The sequence below is a fragment of the Nocardia goodfellowii genome (assembly GCF_017875645.1).
Taxonomy (GTDB): domain Bacteria; phylum Actinomycetota; class Actinomycetes; order Mycobacteriales; family Mycobacteriaceae; genus Nocardia; species Nocardia goodfellowii.
Genome location: NZ_JAGGMR010000001.1, coordinates 6310791 through 6336305 on the forward strand (window position 1 = coordinate 6310791; position 25515 = coordinate 6336305).

At 67.0% G+C, this 25515-nt stretch carries 24 protein-coding genes; 7 read left to right on the top strand and 17 right to left on the bottom strand.

All coding sequences use genetic code 11. The features are described from left to right. Positions 1 to 19: 19 nt before the first annotated feature. Both BJ987_RS29180 and BJ987_RS29185 read right to left on the bottom strand, forming a co-directional pair. Positions 20 to 1021 carry a hypothetical protein gene (locus BJ987_RS29180; RefSeq protein WP_209896182.1) on the bottom strand — a complete coding sequence of 334 codons (1002 nt, stop codon included), beginning with the start codon at positions 1019 to 1021 and terminating at the stop codon, positions 20 to 22. Positions 1022 to 1097: 76 nt separating this feature from the next. Further along, on the bottom strand, positions 1098 to 1862 hold the full coding sequence (locus BJ987_RS29185; protein ID WP_209896184.1) for an AfsR/SARP family transcriptional regulator: 765 nt from the start codon (positions 1860 to 1862) through the stop codon (positions 1098 to 1100). 342 nt (positions 1863 to 2204) lie between these two features. Between BJ987_RS29185 and BJ987_RS29190 the strand changes: the two genes are divergently transcribed. Together BJ987_RS29190 and BJ987_RS29195 are read left to right on the top strand one after the other, a co-directional pair. After that, positions 2205 to 4262 (top strand): WD40 repeat domain-containing protein, encoded by a 2058-nt coding sequence (locus BJ987_RS29190; RefSeq protein ID WP_209896186.1) that lies wholly within the window; start codon positions 2205 to 2207, stop codon positions 4260 to 4262. Continuing rightward, complete coding sequence (locus BJ987_RS29195) at positions 4259 to 6394, top strand: WD40 repeat domain-containing protein (RefSeq protein ID WP_209896188.1); 2136 nt, start codon at positions 4259 to 4261, stop codon at positions 6392 to 6394. Before BJ987_RS29190 ends, BJ987_RS29195 begins: the two co-directional genes overlap by 4 nt. 17 nt (positions 6395 to 6411) lie before the next feature. Here the strand turns inward: BJ987_RS29195 and BJ987_RS38105 are convergent, their stop codons facing one another. From BJ987_RS38105 to BJ987_RS29255, 12 genes are all read right to left on the bottom strand, one after another. Beyond that, positions 6412 to 7254, bottom strand: coding sequence for a WD40 repeat domain-containing protein (locus tag BJ987_RS38105; protein ID WP_209896190.1), 843 nt, complete (start codon positions 7252 to 7254; stop codon positions 6412 to 6414). Between the two features lie 518 nt (positions 7255 to 7772). Then, positions 7773 to 8261, bottom strand: coding sequence for a hypothetical protein (locus tag BJ987_RS29205; protein WP_209896192.1), 489 nt, complete (start codon positions 8259 to 8261; stop codon positions 7773 to 7775). A gap of 11 nt (positions 8262 to 8272) precedes the next feature. Next, entirely contained in the window at positions 8273 to 8515 is a 243-nt protein-coding gene (locus BJ987_RS29210) for a hypothetical protein (protein ID WP_209896194.1), read from the bottom strand. 3 nt (positions 8516 to 8518) lie between these two features. Then, positions 8519 to 8656 carry a hypothetical protein gene (locus BJ987_RS29215; RefSeq protein WP_209896196.1) on the bottom strand — a complete coding sequence of 46 codons (138 nt, stop codon included), beginning with the start codon at positions 8654 to 8656 and terminating at the stop codon, positions 8519 to 8521. Positions 8657 to 8779: 123 nt separating this feature from the next. Further along, entirely contained in the window at positions 8780 to 9736 is a 957-nt protein-coding gene (gene thiG, locus BJ987_RS29220; RefSeq protein WP_209896198.1) for a beta/alpha barrel domain-containing protein, read from the bottom strand. Further along, on the bottom strand, positions 9729 to 11027 hold the full coding sequence (locus BJ987_RS29225) for an aminotransferase class I/II-fold pyridoxal phosphate-dependent enzyme (RefSeq protein WP_209896200.1): 1299 nt from the start codon (positions 11025 to 11027) through the stop codon (positions 9729 to 9731). Before BJ987_RS29225 ends, thiG begins: the two co-directional genes overlap by 8 nt. After that, a complete protein-coding gene (gene speB / locus BJ987_RS29230; protein WP_209896202.1) occupies positions 11024 to 12052 on the bottom strand; it encodes an agmatinase in 1029 nt (342 codons plus the stop codon). Before speB ends, BJ987_RS29225 begins: the two co-directional genes overlap by 4 nt. A gap of 36 nt (positions 12053 to 12088) precedes the next feature. Then, positions 12089 to 12367 (bottom strand): hypothetical protein, encoded by a 279-nt coding sequence (locus BJ987_RS29235; RefSeq protein WP_209896204.1) that lies wholly within the window; start codon positions 12365 to 12367, stop codon positions 12089 to 12091. A 117-nt stretch (positions 12368 to 12484) separates the two neighbouring features. Continuing rightward, positions 12485 to 13210, bottom strand: a complete 726-nt coding sequence (locus BJ987_RS29240; RefSeq protein WP_209896206.1) for a PAS and ANTAR domain-containing protein — start codon at positions 13208 to 13210, stop codon at positions 12485 to 12487. 394 nt (positions 13211 to 13604) lie between these two features. Beyond that, positions 13605 to 13952, bottom strand: a complete 348-nt coding sequence (locus BJ987_RS29245; RefSeq protein ID WP_209896208.1) for a Clp protease N-terminal domain-containing protein — start codon at positions 13950 to 13952, stop codon at positions 13605 to 13607. Positions 13953 to 14252: 300 nt separating this feature from the next. Next, positions 14253 to 14975, bottom strand: coding sequence for a GAF and ANTAR domain-containing protein (locus BJ987_RS38110; protein WP_209896210.1), 723 nt, complete (start codon positions 14973 to 14975; stop codon positions 14253 to 14255). 429 nt (positions 14976 to 15404) lie between these two features. Next, complete coding sequence (locus tag BJ987_RS29255; RefSeq protein WP_209896212.1) at positions 15405 to 16355, bottom strand: alpha/beta hydrolase; 951 nt, start codon at positions 16353 to 16355, stop codon at positions 15405 to 15407. Between the two features lie 408 nt (positions 16356 to 16763). Between BJ987_RS29255 and BJ987_RS29260 the strand changes: the two genes are divergently transcribed. Then, positions 16764 to 17879 carry a GGDEF domain-containing protein gene (locus BJ987_RS29260; RefSeq protein WP_209896214.1) on the top strand — a complete coding sequence of 372 codons (1116 nt, stop codon included), beginning with the start codon at positions 16764 to 16766 and terminating at the stop codon, positions 17877 to 17879. A gap of 109 nt (positions 17880 to 17988) precedes the next feature. On the opposite strand, the gene BJ987_RS29265 is transcribed toward BJ987_RS29260, so the two are convergent. Next, complete coding sequence (locus BJ987_RS29265; RefSeq protein WP_245366180.1) at positions 17989 to 19281, bottom strand: family 1 glycosylhydrolase; 1293 nt, start codon at positions 19279 to 19281, stop codon at positions 17989 to 17991. A 332-nt stretch (positions 19282 to 19613) separates the two neighbouring features. Here BJ987_RS29265 and BJ987_RS29270 point away from each other — a divergent pair, with 332 nt between their 5' ends. Together BJ987_RS29270 and BJ987_RS29275 are read left to right on the top strand one after the other, a co-directional pair. Continuing rightward, positions 19614 to 20402, top strand: coding sequence for an ABC transporter ATP-binding protein (locus tag BJ987_RS29270; protein WP_209896218.1), 789 nt, complete (start codon positions 19614 to 19616; stop codon positions 20400 to 20402). A gap of 9 nt (positions 20403 to 20411) precedes the next feature. Next, on the top strand, positions 20412 to 21173 hold the full coding sequence (locus BJ987_RS29275; RefSeq protein WP_209896220.1) for an ABC transporter permease: 762 nt from the start codon (positions 20412 to 20414) through the stop codon (positions 21171 to 21173). Here BJ987_RS29275 and BJ987_RS37890 read toward each other — a convergent pair. Together BJ987_RS37890 and BJ987_RS29280 are read right to left on the bottom strand one after the other, a co-directional pair. Then, positions 21170 to 21298 (bottom strand): hypothetical protein, encoded by a 129-nt coding sequence (locus BJ987_RS37890; protein WP_281070400.1) that lies wholly within the window; start codon positions 21296 to 21298, stop codon positions 21170 to 21172. The genes BJ987_RS29275 and BJ987_RS37890 overlap by 4 nt on opposite strands. Positions 21299 to 21543: 245 nt before the next feature. Next, on the bottom strand, positions 21544 to 23967 hold the full coding sequence (locus tag BJ987_RS29280; protein ID WP_209896222.1) for a molybdopterin oxidoreductase family protein: 2424 nt from the start codon (positions 23965 to 23967) through the stop codon (positions 21544 to 21546). Positions 23968 to 24249: 282 nt separating this feature from the next. Between BJ987_RS29280 and BJ987_RS29285 the strand changes: the two genes are divergently transcribed. Then, complete coding sequence (locus BJ987_RS29285) at positions 24250 to 24537, top strand: hypothetical protein (RefSeq protein ID WP_209896225.1); 288 nt, start codon at positions 24250 to 24252, stop codon at positions 24535 to 24537. Between the two features lie 183 nt (positions 24538 to 24720). Next, positions 24721 to 25449: a class I SAM-dependent methyltransferase gene (locus tag BJ987_RS29290; protein ID WP_209896227.1), complete on the top strand. Its 729-nt coding sequence runs from the start codon at positions 24721 to 24723 to the stop codon at positions 25447 to 25449. Positions 25450 to 25515: the final 66 nt, after the last annotated feature.

Sequence of the window (25515 nt, forward strand, 5' to 3'; positions counted from 1 at the left end):
CCGACTCCTTCTTCCAAACTCATGCCGAGATGTCGAGCAGGTCGCCGACCAGGTCGACGCGCTGCACCGGGACGGCCGCCGCGAGCGCGACCGGCGGGGTACGCACCCCGATCCGGTACCGCAGGACCGGCGCGCCGCCGATCCGATCGCCGTCCGGCGCGCCCAGTAGTTCGAGGGAGGCAGACTCGCCCTCGATTGACAGCGCACCGGCGGCGGGCAACCGGGACAGCACTGTCTCCAGCAGTTGCGCCTGTGTCGCGCGATCGGCGGCGATCACCCGCACCGCATAGTCGATATCCAGCGGCGTCCCCGCCCGGAACTCGCGGTAGCCGCCCGGGGTGAAGTCGCGCCGCACCGGGCGATCGACCTCCCGCGCGGCCGCCCGGCGGATATCGAACTGCTCGATATCGATCGCCGGCGGCGACGGAATCGGTTGCGCGGGAGTCCGAATCGCGACGGGAACAGCGGTGTTGCCGATCCGGACGCTGCCCAGGCACGTCAGCAGCGCCGCGTCCGCGTCGGCCAGCGGCCGTGGCAGCACGGCCGCCAGATCGTCCAGGTGGATCGCGAACGGCCCTGCCACGCAACGTAATCGGAGACCATCGACGCCCGACGCGATCGTCGCCGGCAGGTCGGCCAGGCTCATCGCCACCACTGTCCAGCCGGAACGGCGTTCCACCGGAATCAGCCGCCGCCAGGTATTGGCGGCATGGTCGAACCCGACCGCCGCCGAGGCCAGTTGTACCTCCAGCAGGAAGTCCCCCGGCGGCGCGGTCGTCACCGCGAGCGACAGCCGCAACTCACCGAACGCCGAGATATCGGTGGCCGCGATCCCGCGCTGGAACCGGTGGCCGGCCGCTTCCGGGCTCGCGGTGATCCGCGCACTCACGCCGTCGGTGCCCCAGCCCGCATGCCCGGGGTCGGAGGTCATGGCCAGTTCCGCCGACCCGCTCACCCCGTCGGCCGCCAGTGCTCGCCACGCTGTCACATCGTCCATCGCGTCGAGCACCATCGCGGTCATCGCGGCATCCCCGCGTCCCTGCTGTTCATAGCCTCGACAATGGCAGTGCGGGTGTCACATCCACGTCACCGCGGCGTCACCGCGCCCGCGGCCCCGGTTCGGCGGGCCGGGCGACGAGTTCGGCCAGCGCCGAGGACGGCTCGACGCCGAGCTCGCAGCGAACGATACGGCGGTAGAGCTCGAACGCTCGACGGGCCTCACCCAGGTTGCACTCGGCCAGATGGGCTTCGATGAGTACGCGCTGCGCGCTCTCCCGCAGGGGGTCCGCGGCCACCGCCATCATCGCGGCCTCCACGCTCTCCGCGGACCGGCCGGCCTCCCGCAGCCGCCGCGACAGCTGTTCGGTAGCGTGTAATATCCGCTGCCGCAACCGTTCCCGCGCGATGATCACCCAATCGTCGTACCAGCCCGGCAGCAGATCCAACGCGTCCTCCAGCCACGGCATCAGCCCGAGATCCGCGGCGGTCCAGCTGCCGTCGATGAGGCGGCGCGCCCATTCGCCGGCCAGCTGGGCGTCCACCAGGACGCGCTCCCGCACCGACAGCACCGAGCTGTCACAGGACATGATGTCGACGCCGGCGCCGCGCAACCGCCACAGCGCCGAGCGCAGATTTCCGGCGGCGCGCTGATCGTCGCCGTCGGGCCAGAGCCGGCCCGCCGCGAAATGCCGGTCGACGCTGGGATGGTGCAGCGCGGTCAGCACGACGACGCGTCTGCTGCCGACCGGAATCTCGCGGCGCTCATCACCGACGGTGACATAGGGACCGTGAAACAGATGTAACCCCAGGGAAACCGCTGAATCTCCCGCCAAGGCGGTAGTGGGCGGTGGGAATGTTCTCATCTCAACTCATCAATTCGGCCTGTCAGCTGATGATGCAGTCGCGTAAGAACCCCCGCACAGCTTCGACCGCACCGTCGATATCGTTGAACCGACGCGTCCGCCCGATCCGAGGATCGCTGCCGGCCAGGTCGGTCACAACCGTGACCAATACATCCCCGGTCTGCGCCTCCGCCCGAACAATGCACAGGCCGACCGGACCCATCGATAGCATATCCGTCAGGATGAACGTCGAGCGTCACCGTTGCGTTACCGGTTCCGCCGAGATCACGACCCGTCCGCGATTATCCGGTTTGCTCTGGTCAGACGGGCCGAGCTGTGCTCTCCTGGGTCTATGGGAGAGCCATGAACCCCATGGTCTTGTGCACGGTGGACCACGCGGCCGCCGCGGTGGCGTTCACCCCCGACGGCGCCCGCATCCTCAGTACCGGCCCCGACGGCACGGCGCGGCTCAGCGACATCGCGACCGGAGCCGAACTGACCCGGTTCACCGCACCGGTGCCGCTCGCCCAACCGGCGATCAGCCCGAACGGTGCCCGGATCGCCGTCAACGGGGTGCTGTCCCAGGGCGAATTCGGCGAGGACTCGGTGTACACCACGTTCGTCTTCGATTCCGCCTCCGGCAGCAAACGCTGGGACGTCTCGCATCCGCAGGTGGCGTTCGTAACCGATCAGGTGCTGTTCCCCGCAGGCGGCACGACGCTGTTCCAGGCCGCCATGTACAGCGCCGCGACCCTGTTCACCGCCGCGGACGGCGCCGTGCGCTGGAAGCTCCCCCTCACCCGCCCCGACCCGCTGACCTGCGTGGCCATCGATGTCGATCGCGCGCTGATCGCCTGCGGCAGCGGCGACATGTTCGCCTTCGAGCCGGATACGCCCGGCCGGGTCCGGCTGCTCGAGGCGGCGACCGGGACTGTGCGCTGGAGTGTCGCGGTAGCGCACCCGGTCGTCGGGATCGACCTGCACGCGGGCGCGGGCGTGCTCGCCCTCTGCCGCAACGACAACAGCACCGCGCTGCTCAGCCTGGCGACGGGTGCTCGCCTGCGCGAGCTCGGGCCCGCCCACCAGGAGTTCACCGTGCTCGGCTGCTCCGTGCGGATCGCGCCCGACGGCCGCACCGTGCTCACCCAGGACGCGGTCAACATCGACACGGTCTACTCGGTCTCGAGCGGAAACAAACTGTGGGCCTGGGCTTTCCCTGACCCGGATGCGTTTCCGACGCCGCCCTCCTACAGTCCCGATTCGCGCTGGATCCTGCTGCCCGGAGAGACACTCACCGCCGTGCGCGTCGTCGCCGCGACTACCGGCGCCACCCGCTGCGTCCTGCCCCATCCGGCAGCGGTCCGGTCCGCGGAATTCGATTCGACCGGCGCCCGGGTCGTCACCGGCTGCGCGGACGGCAAGGTCCGGGTCTGGCGGCTGCCGCCGGCCGAGCGCCTGCGCCTGGCACAGGCCGGCGCGGTCACCGGCATCGTCTTCGATTCCGCCGGAACGACTCTCGCGGTCGCCGCTACCGACAAGACCGTGCGCGGCTTCGCGGTCGCCGACGGCGCACCGCGCGCGCGGCTCGATCACGGCGGCCCCGTCCGGGTGCTCTGCGCAGTACCAGGTCAGCCCTGGATCGCGACCGGCAGCGACGACGGCACCGTGCGGATCCTGGACCTCGGCACCGGCGGCGAACGGTTGCGCCTGGGACACGACGGTCCGGTCCGGGCCGTCGCCGCCGATCACAGCGGCACCCGGTTGGCCACGGGCAGTGACGATTTCACCGCTCGGGTGATCGATACGGCGACCGGCGCGCAGGTGCGCGCACACCAGTTCAACGGCGAGGTCACCGCGGTCGCCTTCCACCCGGACGGCACCCGGCTGGCCGCCGCGAGTACCGAGGGCGTCGTCCGGCTCTTCGCCACCACCTCCGGCGCACCGCTGCTCACGATGCAACCCGGATCCGCCGTCACGGCGGTGGCCTTCCACCCGGACGGCCTGCGGCTGGCCACCGCGCAAGCGGACAACACCGTGCGTGTCTTCGACGCCACCAATGGCAGTCAGCGGTTCAGCATCGCCGTCGACGCGGCGGTGAACGCGCTGGCGTTCAGCCCCGACGGCACCCGGATCGTCATCGTGAGTGCGGACCGGACCGCCCGGATCCACGACAGCACAAACGGAGCGCTCGTCCACACCCTCACCCACCCTGCGCCGGTCACCGCGGTGGCTTACCGCGCCGACGGCGCCGCCATCGCGACAAGCGCCGGAACCTTTGTCACCCAGTGGGATTCGAGCACCGGCGATCGAATCGTCGAATTCGGGCACGACGGCGCGGTGACCGCGCTGGCCTACCAGCCGCTCGACCGGGCACTCGCCACCGCCACGGCTACAGCGGTACTGCTGTGGGACGCGCCATGAGGACGCCGGGCGATGTACTCGACACCGCCGCACTCGATTTCGATGTCCGGGTGCTCGCTCTCGCACCCGACGGCGGCCGGGTCGTCGCCGCCGGAACCGCCGTGGCGATCCTGGACGCCCGGACTCTGCGACCGCTCTGGCAGGTGCCCGCTATCGGCACGGTCCGGACCGTCCGTTTCGGGCCGGACGGCAGCCGCATCCTCACCTTCTCCACCATCGATGACGAGCACCATCAGGTGCGGTTACTCGATGCCGCGAACGGCGGTGTCCTCGCGACGTCGGATGTGCCGACACCGATCACCGTCTCCGGTGGCGACCCGGAAAATCCGGTGGGCAGCGCGTTCGGGCTGTTGTTTGCGGGAGCGATCGCCACGGGGATACTCCGTAAAGCGCTCGACGGCACCGCACGCAGCCTTGCCTTCAGCCCCGACGGCCGGCATTTCGCGGGACCGCTGGGTGTATTCGATGGCGCTGACGGCCATCGGCGGTTCGCGCTGCCCGGCCTCACGGAACCGGCCGGGGCCGTCGTCACCGGTCCCCTGACTCTGGCTTTCAGCCCGGACAGCCACACCCTGGTCGCGGGCTGGCATCGCGCGGTCCGATCGATGACCGCCGCGACCGGCGCCGTCCTCTGGACCCATACCCAGCCGGGCAAGATCGGCCGGGTCTGGTTCGGCACCGACGGCCGGGTCCACGTGCTGTGCACGCCGAGCCAGGACATCCTGACCTTGAACGCCGCGACCGGCGCCGTCGAGAGCACGGTCCGGCTCGACCTCGCGATTACCAATCCCATGTTCTTCATCCCGTTTCCACCGCACGCCGAGCCCTCGGTGGACCGCCGTCAGCTGACGGTCTTCGGCGCCACCCGGATGACAGTGTTCGACCTCGCCGACGGCACACGGCGATTCGAACCGATCCCGTATCAGTCGCCGATGGAGGGACCCCCGGTGCATACCCAGCTCGCACCCCAGGGTGATCTGGTCGCGCTGAACCGGATCCCCGGCGCGGCGACCGGAATCATGGTGGTGCGCACCGGTTCCGGTGCCAGCGTGTGGCAGGACCCCGCACCGATCAACGACGCGACCTTCACCGCGGCCCCGCGGCGGCTGCTCGTCGGCGGCGATCGGATGGTCCGAGCACACTGGATCGGCCCGGTTCAGCTCGCTCCGATCAGCCGGCTCGACCACGGTGGCGCGGTGCGGGCGGTGGCCTTCGCACCCGACGGCGGCAGCGTCGCGACAGCGTGCGCCGACAGCACCGCCCGCGTCTTCGACCGCACGACCGGGACCGAACTGCGGCGATTCGATCATCGGGACGGGGTCACCTCGATCAGCTATCACCCCGGTGGCGCCCTGCTGCTGACCGGCTCGGCCGACGGGTTCGCCCGCGGCTTCGACCTCACCGACGGCACCGAGGCATTTCGCCTCCGGCACGAGGGCGCGGTCACGGCCATCCTCGCCCTCGACGACGGTAACCGGGCGATTTCGGGCAGCGCCGACGCCACCCTGCGCATCATCGACCTGAACTCCTCGACGGTGACCCGGACGATCCAGCTCGTCGGCGCGGTGGAATGCCTTGCCGTATCCTCGGATTCGACCATGGTGGCGGTCGGCGCCGCCGATTCGACGGCGCGCCTGTATCACCTGGGGACCGGTCAGCCGCTACTGACGCTGAACCACGACGCACCGGTACGGGCCGTCGCCTTCAGCCGCGACGGAACCCGGCTGGCCACGGCAGGCGGCAGGACCGCCTTCGTCACCGAGATCGCTTCGGGCGACCCGCAACGCACGGTGACACACTCCGGCCCCCTGCACACGGTGTCCTTCCACCCCGACGGCGTCCATCTGCTCACCGCCGGCGCGACGGCGCGCATCACCGACCTGCGCGACGGCGCGACCACGCTCACGATCACCCATGATGCCCCGATCCACGCCGCCGCCTTCCCGCCCGACGGCAGCCGGGTGGCCACCGCCGGAGCGGACGCCGCCGGCCACCTGACCGAATATCCCGGCGGTGCGGAGCTTTTCGCCCTCCCGCACGACAGCGCGGTCGACGCCCTCGCCTTCGACCACTCGGGCACCCACCTGGCCACCGCCGCCTCCCGCAGTGCCCGCGTCTTCTCGACCATCTGACCGGGCCCGGCGCGCCGCTATGCGAACGCCCACGTTTGGATTACCCCACCTGTCGTGGCTGCCAGGAGATGGCCGGTGTCGAACGCCAGCGACTCGGGTTTTCCGGATGCCTCGAACTCGTCCGCCCTGCTGAACTCGCCCGAACCGACGTGCCAGACCACGATCGAACCGTCAGCGCTGCCCGCTGCCAAGAACCTTCCGTCCGGACTGTAGGCAATGGAGAGGATTGGGGAGGCACCACCGTTCAGGACCTGAAGTTGGCGCGGGGTTGCCAGATCCCAGAGCCGTATCTCCCCTGCTGTGGTACCTGTTGCCACCACTGTGCCATCGGGTGAGACCGCGACCGAGACGAACCCGTCCTCGTTCCCTCCCGCGCCGGCGAGACGGGGGCGGACCGGCTGCAAGGTCGCGGTGTTCCACACGAGAATTGCCGCCTCGGGGGCGGCGGAAACGGAAACGAGCCGTGTGCCGTCCGGGGTGAACGCGAGCGCAGTTACTCGCGTGGCCTGCCCGAGCAACGAAAACCGGCGCGGCTGGTCCCGGTCGGAGATATCCCACATTGTGACCGTCGGGGTTTCGTCGCTCACCGCCAACCGCCTGCCATCGGGGCTGAAAGCAATCGATGCCACAGGACTGCGGCCCAGTTGCAGCTCGGCGATCACCACCTTCGGGCCGGACGGGTCGATCAGCAACACCGTTCCGTCGGAACTGCCCATCGCCAACAGCCGCCCGTCCGGACTCGATGCGACAGCAGACACTGGGCCGCCGTATTTATAAACGACCGCCGATCCGACCCGGACGGAACCGTCCCGGCTGCCCGAAACAACCCTGCCCGCACGGTCGTACACCGCCGAACTCACGCCGGGAACGTCTTGCGTTGACGCCAGTTCGAAGGTCCGCGAGGAATCGGGCGGGCCCACAAGCCGCACTGCCAGCAGGATGAGACAGATAACGACCCCGGCTACCGCTGACGCCGCTGCCACGCGTGTCCACCAGCCAGTCTTCGCGGTTCTTAGACCCAGTGGCGGCGCGGATCCAAAAGTGGGCTCTAACGGTCGAGAACCGTTGACACGGTCGGCCCGAGCCGCAGCGGAAGTGCGTGAAGGGCGGGCCGATGCGGCGGGTTTGCGTGAGAAGGGCGCCGAGGGCGGGTGGCTCGAATTGGTCGGGCGATCGCGGCGCACAGCGGCGCCAGGATCGGATCGATCGAGGACATGTTCGCCGTCACCGCGACGGAGGACGACAGTGCCGAGCGGCTGAGCGGCCCGCGCGGGACTCGGCACAGTCGAGATCGGGCGATTGGCGATGGCCGCGGCGATGCGGTCGATCAGCGTCGCCGGACCGCGCCGCCGACGACCCGCGGGGCGACGCCAGGTGTTCAGGATTGACGCCATTGTTCCTCCGAGGCGAGCGGTGCGGGTAGCGGGTCAGCGATCTGTTCGGCTGCCGGAGTCGCCACCACCTGAGGATCCCCCTGCCCCGTTCCGGTCGCCGTCTCAGCGACGGCAGGGTCCGCGACCGGATCGCCGGCCGGGGTCTCGGCCGGAAGATAAGTGCTGGCAGCACCGCTGAGCGCGAAGGTCGACCCCGCACCGATCACGATGGCCGCGCCGAGTCCAACTATCCAACCGGCCGCCGCTTGCAACCCCACCACCATCATCGCGACAGCTACGCGAAGAAGGACATTGCTGCACAGCCAGAACATGAAGGTAGGAAAGAGCGGTTCGCCTTCTTTCACGGCTTCACCTTTGCCCCGCCACGGGTATCGAACTGTCTTACGGGTGAATTGCCACAACTCGTACGTGGCGGCCGCAATGGCCGCAACACCGCCGGCCGCGGCGTACTCGGCGACGGCCGATACGTCCATACCCGGCATTATTACTGAAAACTCTTGCGTCCGAAGCCATACAGTCGTGGTGCTACACCCCGATGACGCTGTGCAGCGGGTGGTGCATGCTGTACGAATAGTCGCACGGACTTGATCTGCTCGTAGAAGCCGCTCTCCTGGAGGTCGCGGCTGTTCGCGTGACCATAGCGGTCAGCTTGAGCGAGATAGCCGTAGCTCGTCTCGCCAGTCTGGTTGGGACCCTTGTAGTCGATGGTGGCAGCCTGGACAGTCATCGCTCAGCCCTCCTCTGCTCGCCCCGCGGCGCTGAGCCGCCTGATCCTTTGCACGACGTAGCCGGTCAGCGTGGCCTGATCGGGGCGGGCCAGTGCCCGCGGTATGACCTCGTCGACGTCGTACCATGGCAGTTGCGGCATCCCGGTGCACCTCGAGATGCACGCGCTGGCACCCGCGGCAGGGCGCTTCAGACGCCGCTTCGGCCGATGCGCTGAACTGAACGACCCGCCGCGCGACAATACTGTGCGGTCGGCCGAGCACCCTTACGGCCGTCGCCTTTGCTGCTGGGCAAGGTAGGCGGCCCGCCCAGCGGCAATCGCGTGCGCGAGCGCGACAGCGGCGCCGGCTTGATCGGGCGCGCGAAAGACGACCGTGGAAGCGACTGCGGCGCAACCCATTTCCATGGCCTGACACGCGTGGGCCGCCGTGCCGGTCCCCGCGCCCAGGATGACCGGAACCTCAACGCGGTTTAATACCGCAGCAAACCTGTCGAGGTCCGTGATGCCCCGTCCGGACCCGCTCGGCGACCCTTCCAGTACAAGTCCGGCACAGCCGATCGCGACCAGATCGGCCGCGACGTCCGGGTCGGCAAGGATGCGGGGATAGACGTGAAAGCCATCCTCGACCAGCTGCTCCGCCGCCGCGATCAGGCCACCGGCATCCGGGGCATCATCGGCGGTGACGATCAGCTGCACCCACCGGGCACCGACGATGTCACCCCCGTGCCGCGCTGCGACGACGGCGGCGCGAGCATCCTGGCATCCGGAGGTGTGGGGCAGGATGCGCACGCCTTGGTCGAGCAGCAGATCAACGACATCGCGCAGTACGTCTGGGGTTTCGGGGCTGGCTTTGATGGTCGCGGATTGGATCCCCGACGCCTGGGTGACAGCCGCGAGATAGGTGAGGTCGGCGTTCTCGGGAATGGCGAACATCAACCGTGACTCGAGTTCGTGCTCGCCCAGTTGCCACGGATCGGGCGTCCGGCTCTGAACCGCGCCGGGCTTCAAGCTGATCGCGCACAACTCCAACCCCTCGGTGAGCGCGTAGTCGTGCCAGTCCGCGCGGCGCACGATACGGCCCCGGACCGACACCGAGACCGCGTCGGCCGAATACCCTGCGCTGTGCAGGAACCCGGCAATACTCACCGGTGCGCACAGCCGATGCCGAGCCCGGTTGACAGTCACCGTGACCGTATCCGCGGTGCGGGCGGGTTCAGGCATGGCCGGTTTCCCTGTCCGGTTGGGTGATGATGATGTTCTGGTCGACGAGGGCGCTGAGGGTGCCGCAGAGTCGTTCGACGTGGTCGGTGGTGTTTGCGGCCGTCATCTGGATCCGGAAACCCGCCTCCTTCTTCGGGACCAGCGGGTAGGCGGCCACGGTGACGTAGATGCCGTTGTCCCACAACAGTTCCGCGGCTTGCGGAACCTTCTCCGGTTCGGCGACGGGAATCTCGATGATCGGTGAGCCAGAGACGTTCGGGGTGCCGATGCCGAGCGCGTCGAGATGGTCCAGAACGCGGCGGGTCTTGCCGTAGAGATCGGCGCGGATGAGGTCGCCGTCACGGTCGTTGACCTCGAACCCCGCCAGCACCCCGGCCAGCGACGCGGTCGGCGACGGCCCGGAGTAGAGATAGGGCGGAGCGCTGTATTTGAGCTTCTCCTTCAGGGCGGTCGGTAGTGCGATGAACGCCAAGATCGCGGAGTAGGCCTTGGAGAAACCACCGACAAGGATGAGGTTGTCGTAGCCTTGGTCGAGGTGGCGGACCACACTGTTGCCGCGATATCCGTAAGGCAGTGCGGGCGAGGGGTTTTCGCCCAGAACACCGAATCCGTGCGCATCGTCGACATACAGAATCGCACCCTGGCGCTCGCACAAGGCGGTCATTTCCGCCAGAGGCGGCACATTGCCGGTCATGCTGTTGAGCCCGTCGAGGCAGACCAGCAACGGCTGCCCCGCGCCGATCGCGGCCCGCGCTTTGCGGAGTTGGTCCGCGAAAGCGTCGAGGTCTTCTTGGCGGAACCGTTCGAGGTAGGTGCCCTGGTTCTTGGCGATGACCGCGGTGTCGTACAGGGTCTTGTGCGCTCGCCGTTCCAGCAAGATCGCACCGCCCTCGGCGAGCATCGGCAACACCGCGGTGTGGATGAGCGTAATCGTCGGCAGGACAAGGGAATCCGCGGCGTGCAAAAGATCGGTGAGGCGCTCCTCGATCTCGGGGTAGAGCGCGGGATTGCCCAGCAGACGCGACCAGCTCGGGTGCGTGCCCCAGCGCTCGATCGCCTCCTGGGAGGCGGCGATGATCTCCTGGTTCAAGTCGAAGCCGAGGTAGTTGCAGGAGGCGAAGTCGGCGAGCCACTTGTCGCCGATTCGGATGTTGCGTCCGTCGACCTCCTCGATGGTGGCGTCGTACATGGTGGTCTGTTCTCCGGTGCTGTCGAGATCGCCGGCCCCGGAGTCGATTCGGGCGGTCAGTCGGCTCATCGCGGAGTTGCCGGGGTGCTCGGAAGATGTCACGGGTTTCTCCCTGGACGGTCGTCGAGTAGGGGGCGTTCGGGGGGCCAAGCGTCACCGGTGCTGAGCTGCCGGCGGCGCCAGGCGATTCCGGAGAGCGCTTCGAGGATCACGCGGTTGGCCAGGTAGGCCGTGGTTTCGGCATGGTCGTAGGGCGGGCTGACCTCGACGATTTCGATCCCGGCCAGCGGGAGTTGCTGGGCGAGGGCGCGGACCGAGTCCAGGAGTTCACGGGAGGTGAACCCGCCCGGCTCGGGCGTGCCGGTGCCGGGCGCGGCAGCGGGATCGGCGACGTCGATATCGATCGAGAGATAGACAGCGCTTGCGTATGCGGTCGCGGCCGCCATAGTTTCGGTCAGCACCGCGGGCAGGCCGCGGGCGCCGATCTCGCTCATCTCGTAGGAACGCAGCCCGTTGGCGGCCATCCAGGCCAAGGCCGGCGGAGCGGGCCAGTAGCCGCGCAGGCCGATCTGGATCAGGTCGGCACCGTGCACGGTGGCTTCTTCGACGAGGCGGCGCATCTGCGTGCCGTGGGCCTCCCGAAGTCCGAACTGGGTGTCGTCGGTGTCGGCGTGGGCGTCGAAGTGCACCAGCGCGGTTCGTTCGGGTCGTCGGTGCGCGGCCAGAGCCCGCATCGTCCCCAGCGAAATGGTGTGATCGCCACCGAGTACGACAGGGATGGCATCGGCCGAGAGCACGCTGGTGACGGCTTCCCGCAGCCGGTTCATACTCTCGGATGTGTCGCCGGGCGGCATTTCGATGTCGCCACCATCGACTACCCGCAGATCGGTCAGCGGGTCCACGCGCAAGGCCAGGTGTGGGCGCACACCATCCCAGGGTGCGCAGTCCGCGCCCCGAATCGCGTTGGGCCCGAACCGCGCTCCCGGGCGATGCGAGGTACCGGCGTCGAAAGGCGCACCCAGGATCACCACGTCGGCGATACCGTTTCGCAGCTCGCGCAACTCGACGGCAGGCACCCCGAGAAAGGTGAAGGCCGGACCGAACATGCTCCGGTGAGGACTGGTCATCGGCACCTCCTTGCCGCCGCCACTACAACGCGTGGCTCAGCTGTTCACGTTGTCGCGGTGCGCGACATAGGCCCAGGTGCGCATCACCTGGGCCACACAATCCGCGGAGCGGGTGAGGGGGTCGTCGTGCTCGAAGGCTGTAAGAGATGACCGGAGCGATCTGCTTTGCCCCTGAGTTTGAAACCCCGCTGGCGAGAACAGCTTCCAGACCTCGAGGCCGGGCCGTTTCGCGCGGGCGGTGATAACCAGGAGGTCCGCGCCGACATGAGTTTCCGGGTCAAGGGTGGCCGATTCGGTGAAAAGTTCTGAGGTCATACAGGTCTCACTTGCCTGGACATCATGTCTAACCTGCATAACCCGACAAACCCTGCATAAACGTCGCCGTCTGCGTGTCGCCGGTGTTTCCCGCCGCCGAATCGAACAGTTACGAAATCATTGGCCTCCGGCCGGACTACCGCCACCGACGACAGGCGTGAGCCCCAACGGGTCGGGCTGTTCGTGCGCGGTCAGCAATAGATCATCGAACTGGGTTCGAACTTTGACCGGAGCACCGTGAAGGCCATCGACCGCGTTCAAGATTTTGGCGGCCAGGACCCGCAGCTTGGTATTGGTCTCCTGCGAACGCCAGCGCAGCACCCGGAAGGCCTGCTCGGCGTTGATACCGTAAACGAACATCAACACCCCCTTGGCCTGATCGATCACCGCCCGCGCCTCGACCAATTCCGGCAGCACCTCATTGAGAATTTCTTGACGGGACTGATCCAACGGGGTGGTCAGGTCGATGTAGTAACCACTGGAACCCACCACCGTCCCGGCGTTGTCGTGCATCAACTCCCCGACCACCAGGACATAGCGGATCGTCCCGGCGGTGTCGATGATGCGGTGCCGTGAGCAGAACGCCTGACGTAAGCGCACCGCGGTAGCGAGAGCCTCGGCGACGGTGTCGCGATCGGCAGGATGTTTGTGCGCGAGCAGCAAAGCGGTAGTCGGTTCGACCGCACCCGGTAGGTAACCGTGCAAGGCAAAGACCTCATCGGACCATTCCCAACGTTGATCAGCGAACCAGAACCGGAACCCGCCCGTCACATAAGGACCGTCGACGGCACTCCGCCCTGGAGTTGCCCGTCCCGAGCCGGCAGATGAAGGCGGTTTGGCCATACCTGATTATGGACTTTTATCTCGCAGAAGAGCGTCCCCGATAACGGTGTGCCTGCCACCAGGGCGAGTCGCGATATTCCGTGCGTCTGCTGCCTTTCCCATCAACTGGGTTCCTTCGTTCCGCTTCGCGCCGCGGAAAACTGTGAGCCTGCTGTTGTCCCGACGTAATTCCTCCGCCGAGTTGTCGACGAGGATATTTACAGCGTGCAATCGCCGCGATGCCCGTTGTTCGGCGCCGGAACCCGCACAGCCAGCGAAAACGCTACCTTCCACTCCGAGCACGGCACGCTGACCGCGGAGGGTGCCCTGATCCAGCCCGGCGACACGGCGTACCTCAGAGCTGTCGGCGCGGGCATCAATTTGATCGTCGAGGGTGTTGGCATCGAGGTGCGGGTCATCGGCGGATCGAGCGCCAGCAGAATATGTCGGTAACCCGTCGAGGTTGGTCGGCTTCGACGTGACTGGCCGCTACGACGTTGATCAATGCCTGCTGCCACTGCGTCACCGTCTGGGCGTCGTTTCCGGCCGTCCGGGCTGTCGAATATGGATTCTCGAGGATCGCGAGCGCGACATGTTCGATCCGCACCTGCTGTTGGCCGGCGGCGTTGGCGATATCCACCGCGCGTTGCAGCACCCGCTCGAGGTCGGCGGTGACCCATCCTTGGAGTCGCGTCGCGTGCGCAGACAGTGTCGGATCCGGGGTGGTTGGTTCGCTGGGGCTGGCAGCGGCCGTCGTCGTCACTCTTGTCCTCCGGTCTCGAGCGGTGCGATCAGGATGGCTTGCAGGGACTGGAGCAAGAGTCCGATGCTCAGCCCAGGCGTGAAAACGCCTGAGCAGGGCGCTGATTTCACCATTGTGCACCCGGGCTGTGCAAAGCCCTACAAACAAACCGCAAGGGCACGCGACAACGGGATTCAATGGACGAGGTGCCTCTTTCACCACCCTCGCGGAAGAGCCTGGAACCGCTCACAGGTCGTCTGGCTGGGACCTCGTCGCTCATCGCAGAAGCCACGGCACTGCTCCCGCTCGTGGGTGAGTTCATCACTTTTCGGGATCAGGATCGAAACGCAGCCGACGCGCCACCACATCGGCGGCGACCTCGGCCAAGGTGTGCCCACACCCGCACGCGTGGGCCTGCAGACGGGCGTAGGCATCGCGCACCGGTATCCCCAACTGCGCGGCCACCATCCCGCTGGCCTGATGGATTTCGCGGGTGCGGGCCGTCGTATTCCACCACTGACCCAACACAGCCGCTGGATCGACAAGAGAGCCGCTTTGATCCGATAGCAGGATCATCGTCACCATCGTGGTGACCGCGGACACTGCCGCCCACTGTGCTCGATCCAAGCAACCAGGCGTCTCTCTGAACAGATCCAGGACTCCGAGCTGGGCCGCGCCCACCCGCAGCGGTATCGAAAACACAGCGCCGATTTCGCCGAGCTCCATGCCCGCACCGAGCAGCGGCCATCGATGCGGGATCACCGCCGAGTGCTCGACCACGACCACCTCGCCGCACGCTGCGGCGTCGAATCCGGGGCCCTGGCCCGCGGCGGCCTGCAACGCCTCGAACCGGCCGGCGGCGGGATCGCTGGCGCACAATACTTCCCAGCCACGTCCTGTCACCTCGACCGAGATCGCGGCGCCCTGCACCGGCAGCACCGCTACGCAAGCCGCACACAGACGCGGCGACCCGAGCGCACTACGCGGTAGCGCCGACAAGGCCGCCAGGAAACGTTCCGGGCCCACCGCATCGGCACCGCTCACGAGTGCCGCACATCCTCCGAACGACCTACGCGATCGAGAACGTGGACCGCGCACGGCTGGACCCGGCGGCGGTTTCGCGGTGCAACCCAGCTGATCTCCATGTCCCGATACCCACTGTCCACTCTGTCGGAAGCCGGCCCCCGGGGAACGAGGCGGCAACAAACAACGCTAGCGTGGAACACGCTCCCTGACAGCAGATTTCAGGCAAACCGCGCACCCACCCGTAATCCCTCACGGCGATCGCCGTCTCTCGATTCCGCGTCGTCGATCGACGACCGACCGAGGTTCTGTCGGGTTCACCGTGACGCCGAGGGTTCCACGGTTGGGTTCGAACTCACGATGACCACGCCGGAGTGACCGGCCACCGGCGGAACGCACTGGAACGGGTGCGGTTGCTGCTCCGAAGTCGAGCTGAGATGTTGATCGATGTCATCCGACCTCGGAATGTGCTCCCGCGAAAAGGTCTCTCAACCAGCGATGGGCGGCGCCGATGTGTCTCCGGGCCAGATCGGTGTCGTGTGCCCATGTTTCGAAGCCGTGCGGTGCGCCGGTCGCTTCGTGGAGCGTGACGTGGACACCGGCACGATCGAGTCGTCGGGCGTACTCGCGGATTTCGTCGGAGAACAGTTCGATGTCTCCGACTCCCAACCATGCCGGGGGGAGCCCTTCGAGAGTTTCGGCGCGGGCGGGGACGGCTCGGGGATCGATATGGGCCGATCCCGGTTCGTCGGCGAGGTAGGACCGCCAGCCGAATCTGTTGAGGCGGTTGTCCCAGACGTGGTGCCGGATCCGGTCCAGTTCGCGGCGTGCGGCGGTGCGGTCGTCGAGCATGGGACTGAACAGCCACTGTCCCAGCGGCTGGATCTGGCCGGTGTCTCGAATCCGTTGCGCCAGTGCCGCTGCCAGGCCTCCGCCCGCGCTCTGGCCGCCGACCACCACCTGTCGGGAGTCGATGCCGAGGGTTGCGGCGTTGTCCTGTAACCACTTCCACGCCCGCATGCTGTCGTCGAGGGCGGCGGGGTATGGATGTTCGGGTGCCAGGCGGTAGTCGATCGAGACGACCACGATGCCCAATTCGCGGACAGTCGCTCCGCACAGACGATCGTCCTGGACAGCGCCGCCGATGATCAGCCCGCCCCCGTGGATCCACAGCAGCGCCCGGGTCGGCTGCACGGAATCCGGCCGATAGATCCGCAGCCCGACTCCGTCGACGACCGAGCTTTCGATCCGCACGCCCGCGGTGGGGGTGGCCTTCATCCGGGCGAGGAGCTGGACGGACAGCCGACGAAACCACGCGCGATGCAAGGGAAGCCTGGGTAGCCGGCGCAGCGCGGCCCGCAGTTGCGGCGCCGGGGTCGGCACCACCGCTGATCTCTTCACGAGTCCACCTCTCAATTCGATGTCGCTCCCGATCTTGCCGACATCCAAGGCCAGAGGAACCCGTAATCGACGCGATACTCATAGGGTGCGACGTCAGAGCTGGGTGGGAAGCACCTGCGACGGGCCGCGGCTGGAAAGCGCCGGTCCCGGTGGGACCCGTTCGATACCGGTCACCACTCCCGGCGTCCAGCGGTTCGAATCTCGGCGTCACAGCGACAGGCGCAGCGTGTTCTCGCGTTCGTTGCCGGCACCCGGCCCAACACTTGTGACGTTCTGCGACATATACGCGCTTGTCGGGTATAACGTGTCCGAGCCGGCCCGCTGCCGATCAGCCGGTGAGACCTCCGGGCGACCGCGAACACAGTCCGGTGACAGTGGGTGACGCGACCTGGACCCAAAGGTGAGTCGATGGATCACGGCAAGACGCTGCGTGCCTGGTGGCGCGACTCGGTCGACTATCGATGGCTGGTCCGCACCCTCCAAGCTCGATCGGTGCTGAGGCCTCTGAAGATATTGATAGGCCTCGCGGGAGCCGCGATCGCGGTGATGGGCGCGGTGATCGCGAGCACGCCGGTGGGCCCTCCTGGACATCCCGGCATAGCGTCAACGGTCGGGGTGCTGTCGGGAACGTTGTGGGCATTGCGCTGGTGGCTGCTGCCGTGGCCGAACAGGATAGAGTCACTGGCGCTGATCGGCTGCGCCGATGTGCTGTTCACGATCGAATTCCTGCAAGTGCCGAACCGGCTGTTCGGTGCGATGGGCGCGGTGCTGCTCGTGGTCACCGGCAGCTATTTGAGCTTCTTCCACAGCGCGCCGGCATTGGTCCTGCATTCAGCGTGGGCACTGCTGTCGGTGACGGTGTTCTCGGTGCGGATCGCCACCGGCGGCGAAGATATCCGCTTGGCTATCGCGGTCGCATTGCTTCTCGTCGCATCAGTGGTCAGCGCGCCGCCCGCATTCAAGATCCTCTATTGGCTGCTGCGCGCCGAATCGCTGGCGGACCCGCTGACCGGTTTGCTGAACCGGCGAGGTCTCGAGACCCGGCTGCCATCGCTGATGGATCACAGCGCGGCGATCTGTGTCATGTGCTTCGATCTCGACAGATTCAAGGACGTCAACGACACCTGGGGTCACAGCATCGGCGACGTGGTCCTTGCTCGCACCGCGCGCCGCCTTCGAGATGCCGCCGGAGACTCCGCGGTGGTGGCGCGAACCGGCGGGGAAGAGTTCGTTGTGGCCGCCCCGATCGCAGCGGTCGCCGCACCGTCCGAGGCGGAACGCCTGCGCCTCGCGATCGCCGAACCGGCGGAGGGCGCCGTAACGGTCACCGCGAGCGTCGGGGTCTCGGTATTCGATACGAAGATTTGTCCCGACTGCCCCCGCCCGACGGCCGAGCGTTTGCTGCAATCGGCCGACGCCGCGATGTACCGGGCCAAACAATCCGGCGGAAATCTGGTGATCGTCGATGGACCCGCTGCCCTGCGGCATACACACCACGACCCCAGCCCGCACCGCCCCCGATAGCGCACTGCTCGAGGTGCGCGGGAGGCCTCTCGTGCCCACCGCGGTCGAACCGAAAGCGCGGGCTGCCAAGGCTTTTCGGCGAGGTGGTCCAGGATACCGTGCGGGCGCGTCAGCGTGGCTCGACCGACACCGGATCGCCGCAACTGTCGGGCAGCGCGATCAGTGCGCACGGTGCCGGCTGGCGCGTCGGCCGGTAGGTGGAGGGCACGCCGTGGTTTTCGGTGATTTCGCGGTAGGCCGCCACCGCGACGGTCGGGCGGCGGGTCAGGGCGGGGTCGTGGACGGCGTCGACGCTGTAGAGGCCGAACCGGGGGCCGTATTCACCCCATTCGTAGTTGTCGGTGAGGCTCCAATAGTTGTAGGAGACGACGTTGATGCCGTCTCGGCGTGCGCGCTGAATCCAATAGACGGTGTCGCGGAGATGGTCGTCGCGGCGGTACCCGTCGGCGCGGTTCTGATTCGCGTCGGTAGCCAATCCGTTCTCGATGACCCGCAGCGGTTTGCCCGGATATTTGGCGGCGAAATAGCGCAGCACGTAATACATGCTCTCCGGTGATTGCGGCAGATTCCAGAACGAGCCACCCGAGGTGGCGAACGACGCCAGTTCCGACGGCGCGATCGAGTAGTACTGGTCGACGCCGATGAAGTCGAAGGAATCGACCATACGGTCGGAGAACATGGCTTCCAGCGCGGGTTCCACGCCGGGCAGGGGGATGTAGGCGATGTTCGAGGAGACCTGGCCCCCGGGCTGCACGGCATGGATGTAAGACGTGATCGCCCGATGAGCCGCGATGATCCCATCGACCATGAGTCCGGTGTTGGCCGGTGCCAAACCGCCGTAGGTCAGTTCCCGCCGGACGTATTCGCTGGGCTCGTTGAATGTGATCCAGATGGGCTCGGCCCAGGTATAGCGATCAACGACGCGTCGCCCGAATGCAGTCAGGGCCGCGGCCATCTCCGGGTTGTTCCATCCTCCACGATCGACCGCCCAACCAGGATGAACCCAGTGATTCAACGTGATCATGGGGCGCATGCCCGAGGCTACGACGCGGCCGATCACCGCGTCGTAGAACGCCCAGCCGGCCGCGTCGTCGACACCGGGCTGCGGCTCGACGCGCGACCACTCCACCGACAGGCGATAGTTGTCCACGCCGATCGAGGCCGCCCTGGCCACATCGCCCTCGTACTGATGGAAGAAGTCCACGGCGTTTCCCACCGGCTCGTGCAACTTGCCGTCGTTGCCGTAGCGCAGGTAGTTCGAGTCGTGGTTGAAACCTTCGGACTGGAAACCGGATTGAGCGACCCCGAACTCGAAGTCCGCCGGTAACGCGGGAAGGTCTTCGGCCGCCGAGGGGGCCGCGAGGGTGGTGAGGGCCAGCACTGAGACCACTGCGGACACCATCGCGGGGACAGTTGCCGATCGACGCATATCTTCCTCGCTTCATTGCTTCGACGTGCCGCTGGCCGTCGGCCATCAGGCGCGGCGCAGCAGCGCCGTCGTACGGTAACACGGTTACTCATGCACTTCGGGTGCATCAGAATCCGACTCGCCAGCTGATCCGTAAGCGGCCCCCATGCCCCATGGAGCTGCGAAATGCTCGTCAGCGGCGCTCGCACTTGCCGAAATCGCCCACGGGTTGCGTATAAGCATACATCTACTTACAGTAGGTTCGCATACGTATACATCTACTTATGCCGGGCATCCGCTCCGGGAGAAGAAGGTAGGGCCATTCGATGACGACACAGCAAGCTCCGGCGATCTCCGTGCGAGGCTTGGAGAAGTCCTACAAAGACCTGCATGTGCTGCGCGGCGTGGATTTCGACGTGGCGCGGGGCAGCATCTTCGCCCTGCTCGGCTCCAACGGCGCGGGCAAGACCACGGTCGTGCGCATCCTTTCCACCCTGTTGCACGCGGACGCGGGCACGGCCACCGTCAACAGCTTCGATGTCGCGACGGAAGCGGCTGAAGTCCGTGAATCATTCAGCCTCACCGGACAATTCGCCGCCGTCGACGAAATTCTCAGCGGCCGGGAGAACCTGGTCCTGATCGCACACCTGCGGCGCATCGAGAACCCCGGCAAGGTCGCCGATGAACTGCTCGAACGCTTCTCGCTGACCGACGCCGCCGGCCGACGGGTCTCGACATACTCCGGTGGCATGCGCCGCCGTCTCGACATCGCCATGAGCCTCATCGGGAACCCGCCGGTCATCTTCCTCGACGAACCCACGACCGGGCTCGATCCCCAAGCCCGCATCGAAGTCTGGAAAGCCGTCAAGGATCTCGCCGCGCACGGCACCACGGTCCTGCTCACCACCCAATACCTGGACGAGGCCGAACAACTCGCCGATCGGATCGCGATCCTGCACCGGGGCCGGATCATCGTCAACGGCACCCTCGCCGAGCTCAAGGCACTACTGCCGCCCGCCAAGGTCGAATACGTCGAAAAGCAGCCGACTCTGGAAGAGGTCTTCCTCGCACTGGTCGGCGACACGGACACCGACACCGCAACCCCCGCAGCGTAAGGAACAGCGATGACCACTCGATTCTTCGGCGACACCGGCTACCTGCTGGGACGATCCCTGCGCCACATCGCCCGCAGCCCCGACACCATCATCACGACCACGATCATGCCGATCGCGTTCCTGCTGCTGTTCGTCTACGTCCTGGGCGGCGCGATCAACACCGGGACGGATTCCTATGTGACTTACCTGCTGCCCGGCATCTTGCTCATCACCATCGCGTCGGGCATCGCCTACACCGCGTTTCGCCTGTTCCTGGATATGAAGAACGGGATCGTCGAGCGATTCCAATCCATGCCGATCGCCCGGTCGTCGATCCTGTGGGCGCACGTGCTGACCTCGATGGTCGCCAACTTGATCTCGGTGGTGGTCGTGGTGGGCGTCGCCTTGATCATGGGGTTCCGATCCAGCGCGGGCATCGTCGCCTGGCTCGCCGTGACCGCGATCCTGACCCTGGTCACGTTGGCGCTGACCTGGCTCGCCGTCATCCCCGGGCTCACCGCGAACTCCCCCGACGGCGCGAGCGGATTCTCCTATCCGCTGATCTTCCTGCCGTTCATCAGCTCGGCGTTCGTGCCCACCGACTCCATGCCCGGCCCGGTGCGCGCCTTCGCCGAACACCAGCCGACCACCTCCATCGTCAACGCCATCCGTGACCTGCTCGCCGAGGATCCGGTCGGCACCGACATCTGGATCGCGCTGGGCTGGTGCGCCGGAATCCTCGTCGTCTCCTACGCCTTCGCGATGAACATCTACCGCCGCAAAGTCTCTTAGCCGGCCCGTCCGCCCGCTCGTGGTGCGCTGTAAACGGGGAAGACACTGTGGTCGCCGTAGTACTGCGCGAAGGCGTCGTTGGGCTCCCCGCGGGGGAAGATCTGGTCGAATCCGTTGTGGCTCAATGCTTCTCCTGTTCTACGGGATGTCGTGAGTGGATCGGGTGCGCCGACCGGTACCGCGGCCACGGTGCATCCGGGTCGGATACCCGGGTCCGCGCCGCGGACACACCGCCCGTCAGAGGTGGCTTTCAGTCTCGCGAGCCTCGAATCCGGTTGCCGTGCAACGTTTGTCCGCACCTCCGGGCGCTGTGCATCTTTCCCGACCGACCAGCTTGTCTGTCCGGAAGGACGACGGCCGACCGGCAACGTCATACCGACCTGTCCACCACCAGCGCGTTCGCGCACACGGTCGGTGGCACCGAGCCGTCGACCGGCGCGGACGCCGCGGTCGTGGGTGCCGGGGCGGGACCGGTGCCGCGTTCGAGCAAACGCAAACGGGCGGCGCCGGTCTTGAAGATCGGCTGCTTGGAAGCCGGGTCCCAGGCGGTGGGCGTCAACTCGTTGGCGGCGCGATCGTGGGCGGGGTCGTCGGCGTCCCAGTAGCCATAGTGGAACGGAACGAACAGCACACCGCGGCGGATCCGCGAAACCCGCACTCGCGCCCGGATTTCGCCGTGCGGTGTGGTCACCTCGATCAGGTCGCCCTCGGCGATGTCCCACTCCTGTGCGTCCGCGATGGAGATCTCCACCCAGACTTGTGGTGCGGCGCCTTGTAGTTGCGGTGCGCGCGCGGTTTTCGTCCGGGTATGGAAGTGATAGAGGGTGCGCCCGGTGATCAGCGCGAACGGGAAGTCCGCGCTCGGCCGTTCCTTCGCCGGATGGAACTCCGCCGCTTTGATCATCGCGCGACCCTCGGGGTTGAGCTCGCGGTAGGCCGCCTCCCCCAGGGATTCGCCGGTGACGATGTCCTTGCCGTAGGACTCGCAATAGTCGGGACGGCTCCAGAATTTCCCGTCGGCGTAGAGACGTTCGGTGCCCTCCGGCCGGTCCGCCGGGCAGGGCCACTGGATGCCCGAACCGCCGCGCAGCAAGGTATAGCTGAGGCCGGTGTAGTCGCACGGCCGGCCCGCCGAACACGCCTGCCACGCCCGAAACGCCGATTCCGGGTCGTGCCAGTGCACCAGCGGATTGCCGTCGCGGTCCCGGAAATCCATGCGGCGGGCATAGTCGAGCAGGATCTCGAGGTCGCTGCGGGCTTCCCCCGGCGGCGTGACTGCCTGATCAGAGAGGTGGATCGTGCGATCCGCGTTGGTGAACGTGCCGGTCTTCTCGCCCCAGGTCGCCGCGGGCAGGACGACATCGGCCACCGCGGCTGTCTCGGTCAGGAAGATGTCCTGCACCACCAGAAACAGACTGTCCCGCTCCAGAATCGAGCGGATGCGGCGCAGTTCCGGCAGCGACACCGCAGGGTTTGTCGCGCTGACCCACAGCATCTGCAGACTGCCCTGCTCGGCCAGTTCGAAGAGCTGCATGGCGTGGGTCGGCGGCCCATCGTGGGACAGCCGGCCGGCGTCTACGTTCCACAGGTCGGCCAGCTCCTGGACGTGCGCGGCGTTGGCCCAATTGCGGAAACCGGCGATATCGCCGTCCGCACCGCACTCGCGCGTGTTCTGCGCGGTCGGCTGGCCGTTCATCTGCAACACCCCGCAGCCCGGCCGGCCCAGCATGCCCCGGACCAAATGCACGTTGTTGACCTGGACCGCGGCCGCCGTGGCCTGATGCGATTGATAGAACCCTTGCAGCACGGTGGACAGCAGGCGGCGTGCGGTGCCGAGCACCCGGGCCGCCTCCCGGATATCCGCGGCCGGGACGTCGCAGATGCGGGCGGCCACCTCCGGCGAATAGTCCGCTACGCAGGCGCGCAGGTCGTCGATGCCGACGGTGTGCACGGCGATGTACTGCTCGTCGATCCATCCGTGGGCGAGGATCTCGTGCAGCAGGGCGTTCATCAACGCGACATTGGTCCCCGGCAGCGGAGCGAGATGCACGAGCGCATGCTCAGCGACGGGTGTCGGGCGCGGATCGACGCAGATGAGCTGGGGCGGGTCACCGCCCGCCAACCGATCCAGGATGCGCGACCACAGTATTGACTGCGTCTCGGCGACATTGTGGCCGAACAGCGCGATCACATCGGCGTGATCGACATCGGTGTAAGAGCCGGGCTGGCCGTCGCAGCCGAAGGACTCTTTGAGCGCCTCGGCCGCGGTCGCCGTGCACAACCGGGTGTTGCCGTCGACGTGATTGGTGCCGATCCCGGCGTGCGCGATCACGCCCAGGGTGTAGTACTCCTCCAGGAACAACTGACCCGAAGTGTAGAAGCCGATCGCTTCCGGCCCCTGCTCCCGCAGCAGGGTCCGCGTCCGCTTCGCGACATGGTCCAGCGCCGTGTCCCAATCGGTTTCTACCAGGTGCCCGTCCCGGCGGATCAGCGGACGGGTCAGCCGATCCGGTGCGGCGTTGGCTTGCCAGCCGAACAGGTCTTTCGGGTCCAGCCGTCCGCGATTGACCCGATCGGACGCCCGGCCGCGGACGCCGACCATGCGGTCGCCTTCGACCGCGATGTCGAGCGCGTCTCCGTTGGAGTGCAGTATCGAGGCCGACTGCGCCCAGCGCACCGACGCCGGGTCGGCCCCGGCCACGAGATATTCGTCCTGCCGGACTGGCCAGCTTTCACCCGCAGCGTATGGCGTCCGACGGCCCCAGGGCTGTGCGATCCGATCCCGAGTGTCCATAGCCGCGGCGTACCCTGGCCCTACGGCAACTAACCTGCTAATGATCGGGCTGTTCAGTGCCGCGCCGTCAACAGTGAACTCATCCGCGCCGGAGCGCCCGACCGTGCGCTCGGCGGACCACACCAGCGCGCTGACCCAGGACGAATTCGCATCCTTGCCGAGCGGATTGTCGCGAGGAGCGTGGCTTCTGCTGTAGCGACCGCCATTTCGTTGTCTCCCATGACATCCCGCGTTCCAGCGCTTCCGCCTCATGTTCCTCGGTCAGGGCTATCGTGGGAAAGTATGACGACCAGGGATGTCACGGTGACTGTCTCCATGGACGACGTGCAGTGGTCCAGCCTGCGAGCGGCGGCCGATTGCGCGGGGATGAGCGTTGAGGCATACCTCTGCTGGGGGATTCGGCTCATAGCGGCACAGTCGCTGCCCGGTAAGAACTTGTCCGCTCGTGTCCGCGGACCGATCACCCCCTCCCGCACACCACCGGCCGTCACAGAGGATCCGGCGTCGGCATGGATGGACACCTTCTCCGAACGACTGACACATCGCGCCGAGCCCTATCGCGAAATCTGAAATCCCGAACACTGTCCAACGCGTATCGAAAAGTGCTGGCAGGGAATGGATTAGAGGTACCTCGTTTACGATGTATTCGGTGCCGACGATATTATCGATATGACCCCCAGGGATCTGAGCACCATCGCCTGCGGCCGGAAATGCTCAGTGCGGTCTGCGTTTTCAGGAAGCGGAGGCCAAAGAATGGATCGTGAGGACCGCGACGGCCAGGTACCGGCGGAGGACCGGATTCAGGCCGGTATCGAGCCCTATCATCGCCGCATGCTGGCCGTCTACGACTGGCTGGTGCTGGGGCTGGTGTGCCGGTGGGTCTGGCGCTGCCCGCGCTCGACGATGCTGGCGCACTACGACGAGCACGTCGGCGCCCGCCATCTCGATCTGGGCCCTGGCACCGGCTGGTTCCTGGACAACTGCCACTTCCCCACCCCGGCGCCGTCGATCACGCTGGTCGACCTGAGCGAGGCCGCCCTGGCGACGGCGGCGCTGCGCATCGCCCGGTATCGACCGGTCCGTCACAGCGGTGATGTCTACAAGTCACTGAATCTGGGTGCGGCGCAATTCGATTCGGTGGGCATGAACCTGCTGCTGCACTGCCTGCCCGGTTCGTTCCGGCAGAAAGCCGTCGTGTTCGACCATGTCACGCCACATCTCGGCGCGAACGGGCTGGTCTTCGGCAGCACCATTCTCGGTATCGACAAGCGGCACACGACGCTGTCCACCGCGCTGTGCCGTCGCCTCAATCGCGCCGATTCCTTCGACAACGCCGCCGATCGCATCGAGGACCTGGCCCGCGAGTTGGAGACCCGTTTCACCGAGGTCCGGCTCGTGCGGTCGGGTGTCGTCTGCCTGTTCTCGGCGCGACATCCCCGCCCGGCGGCTCCCGCCCGGGGAGGCGCCGGCGCCCTCCGATAGACGAACCACCCGGCGCTATCGACGCTGATGACAACGAGCTGAGTGGGCGGATCCCAGGTGAACAGA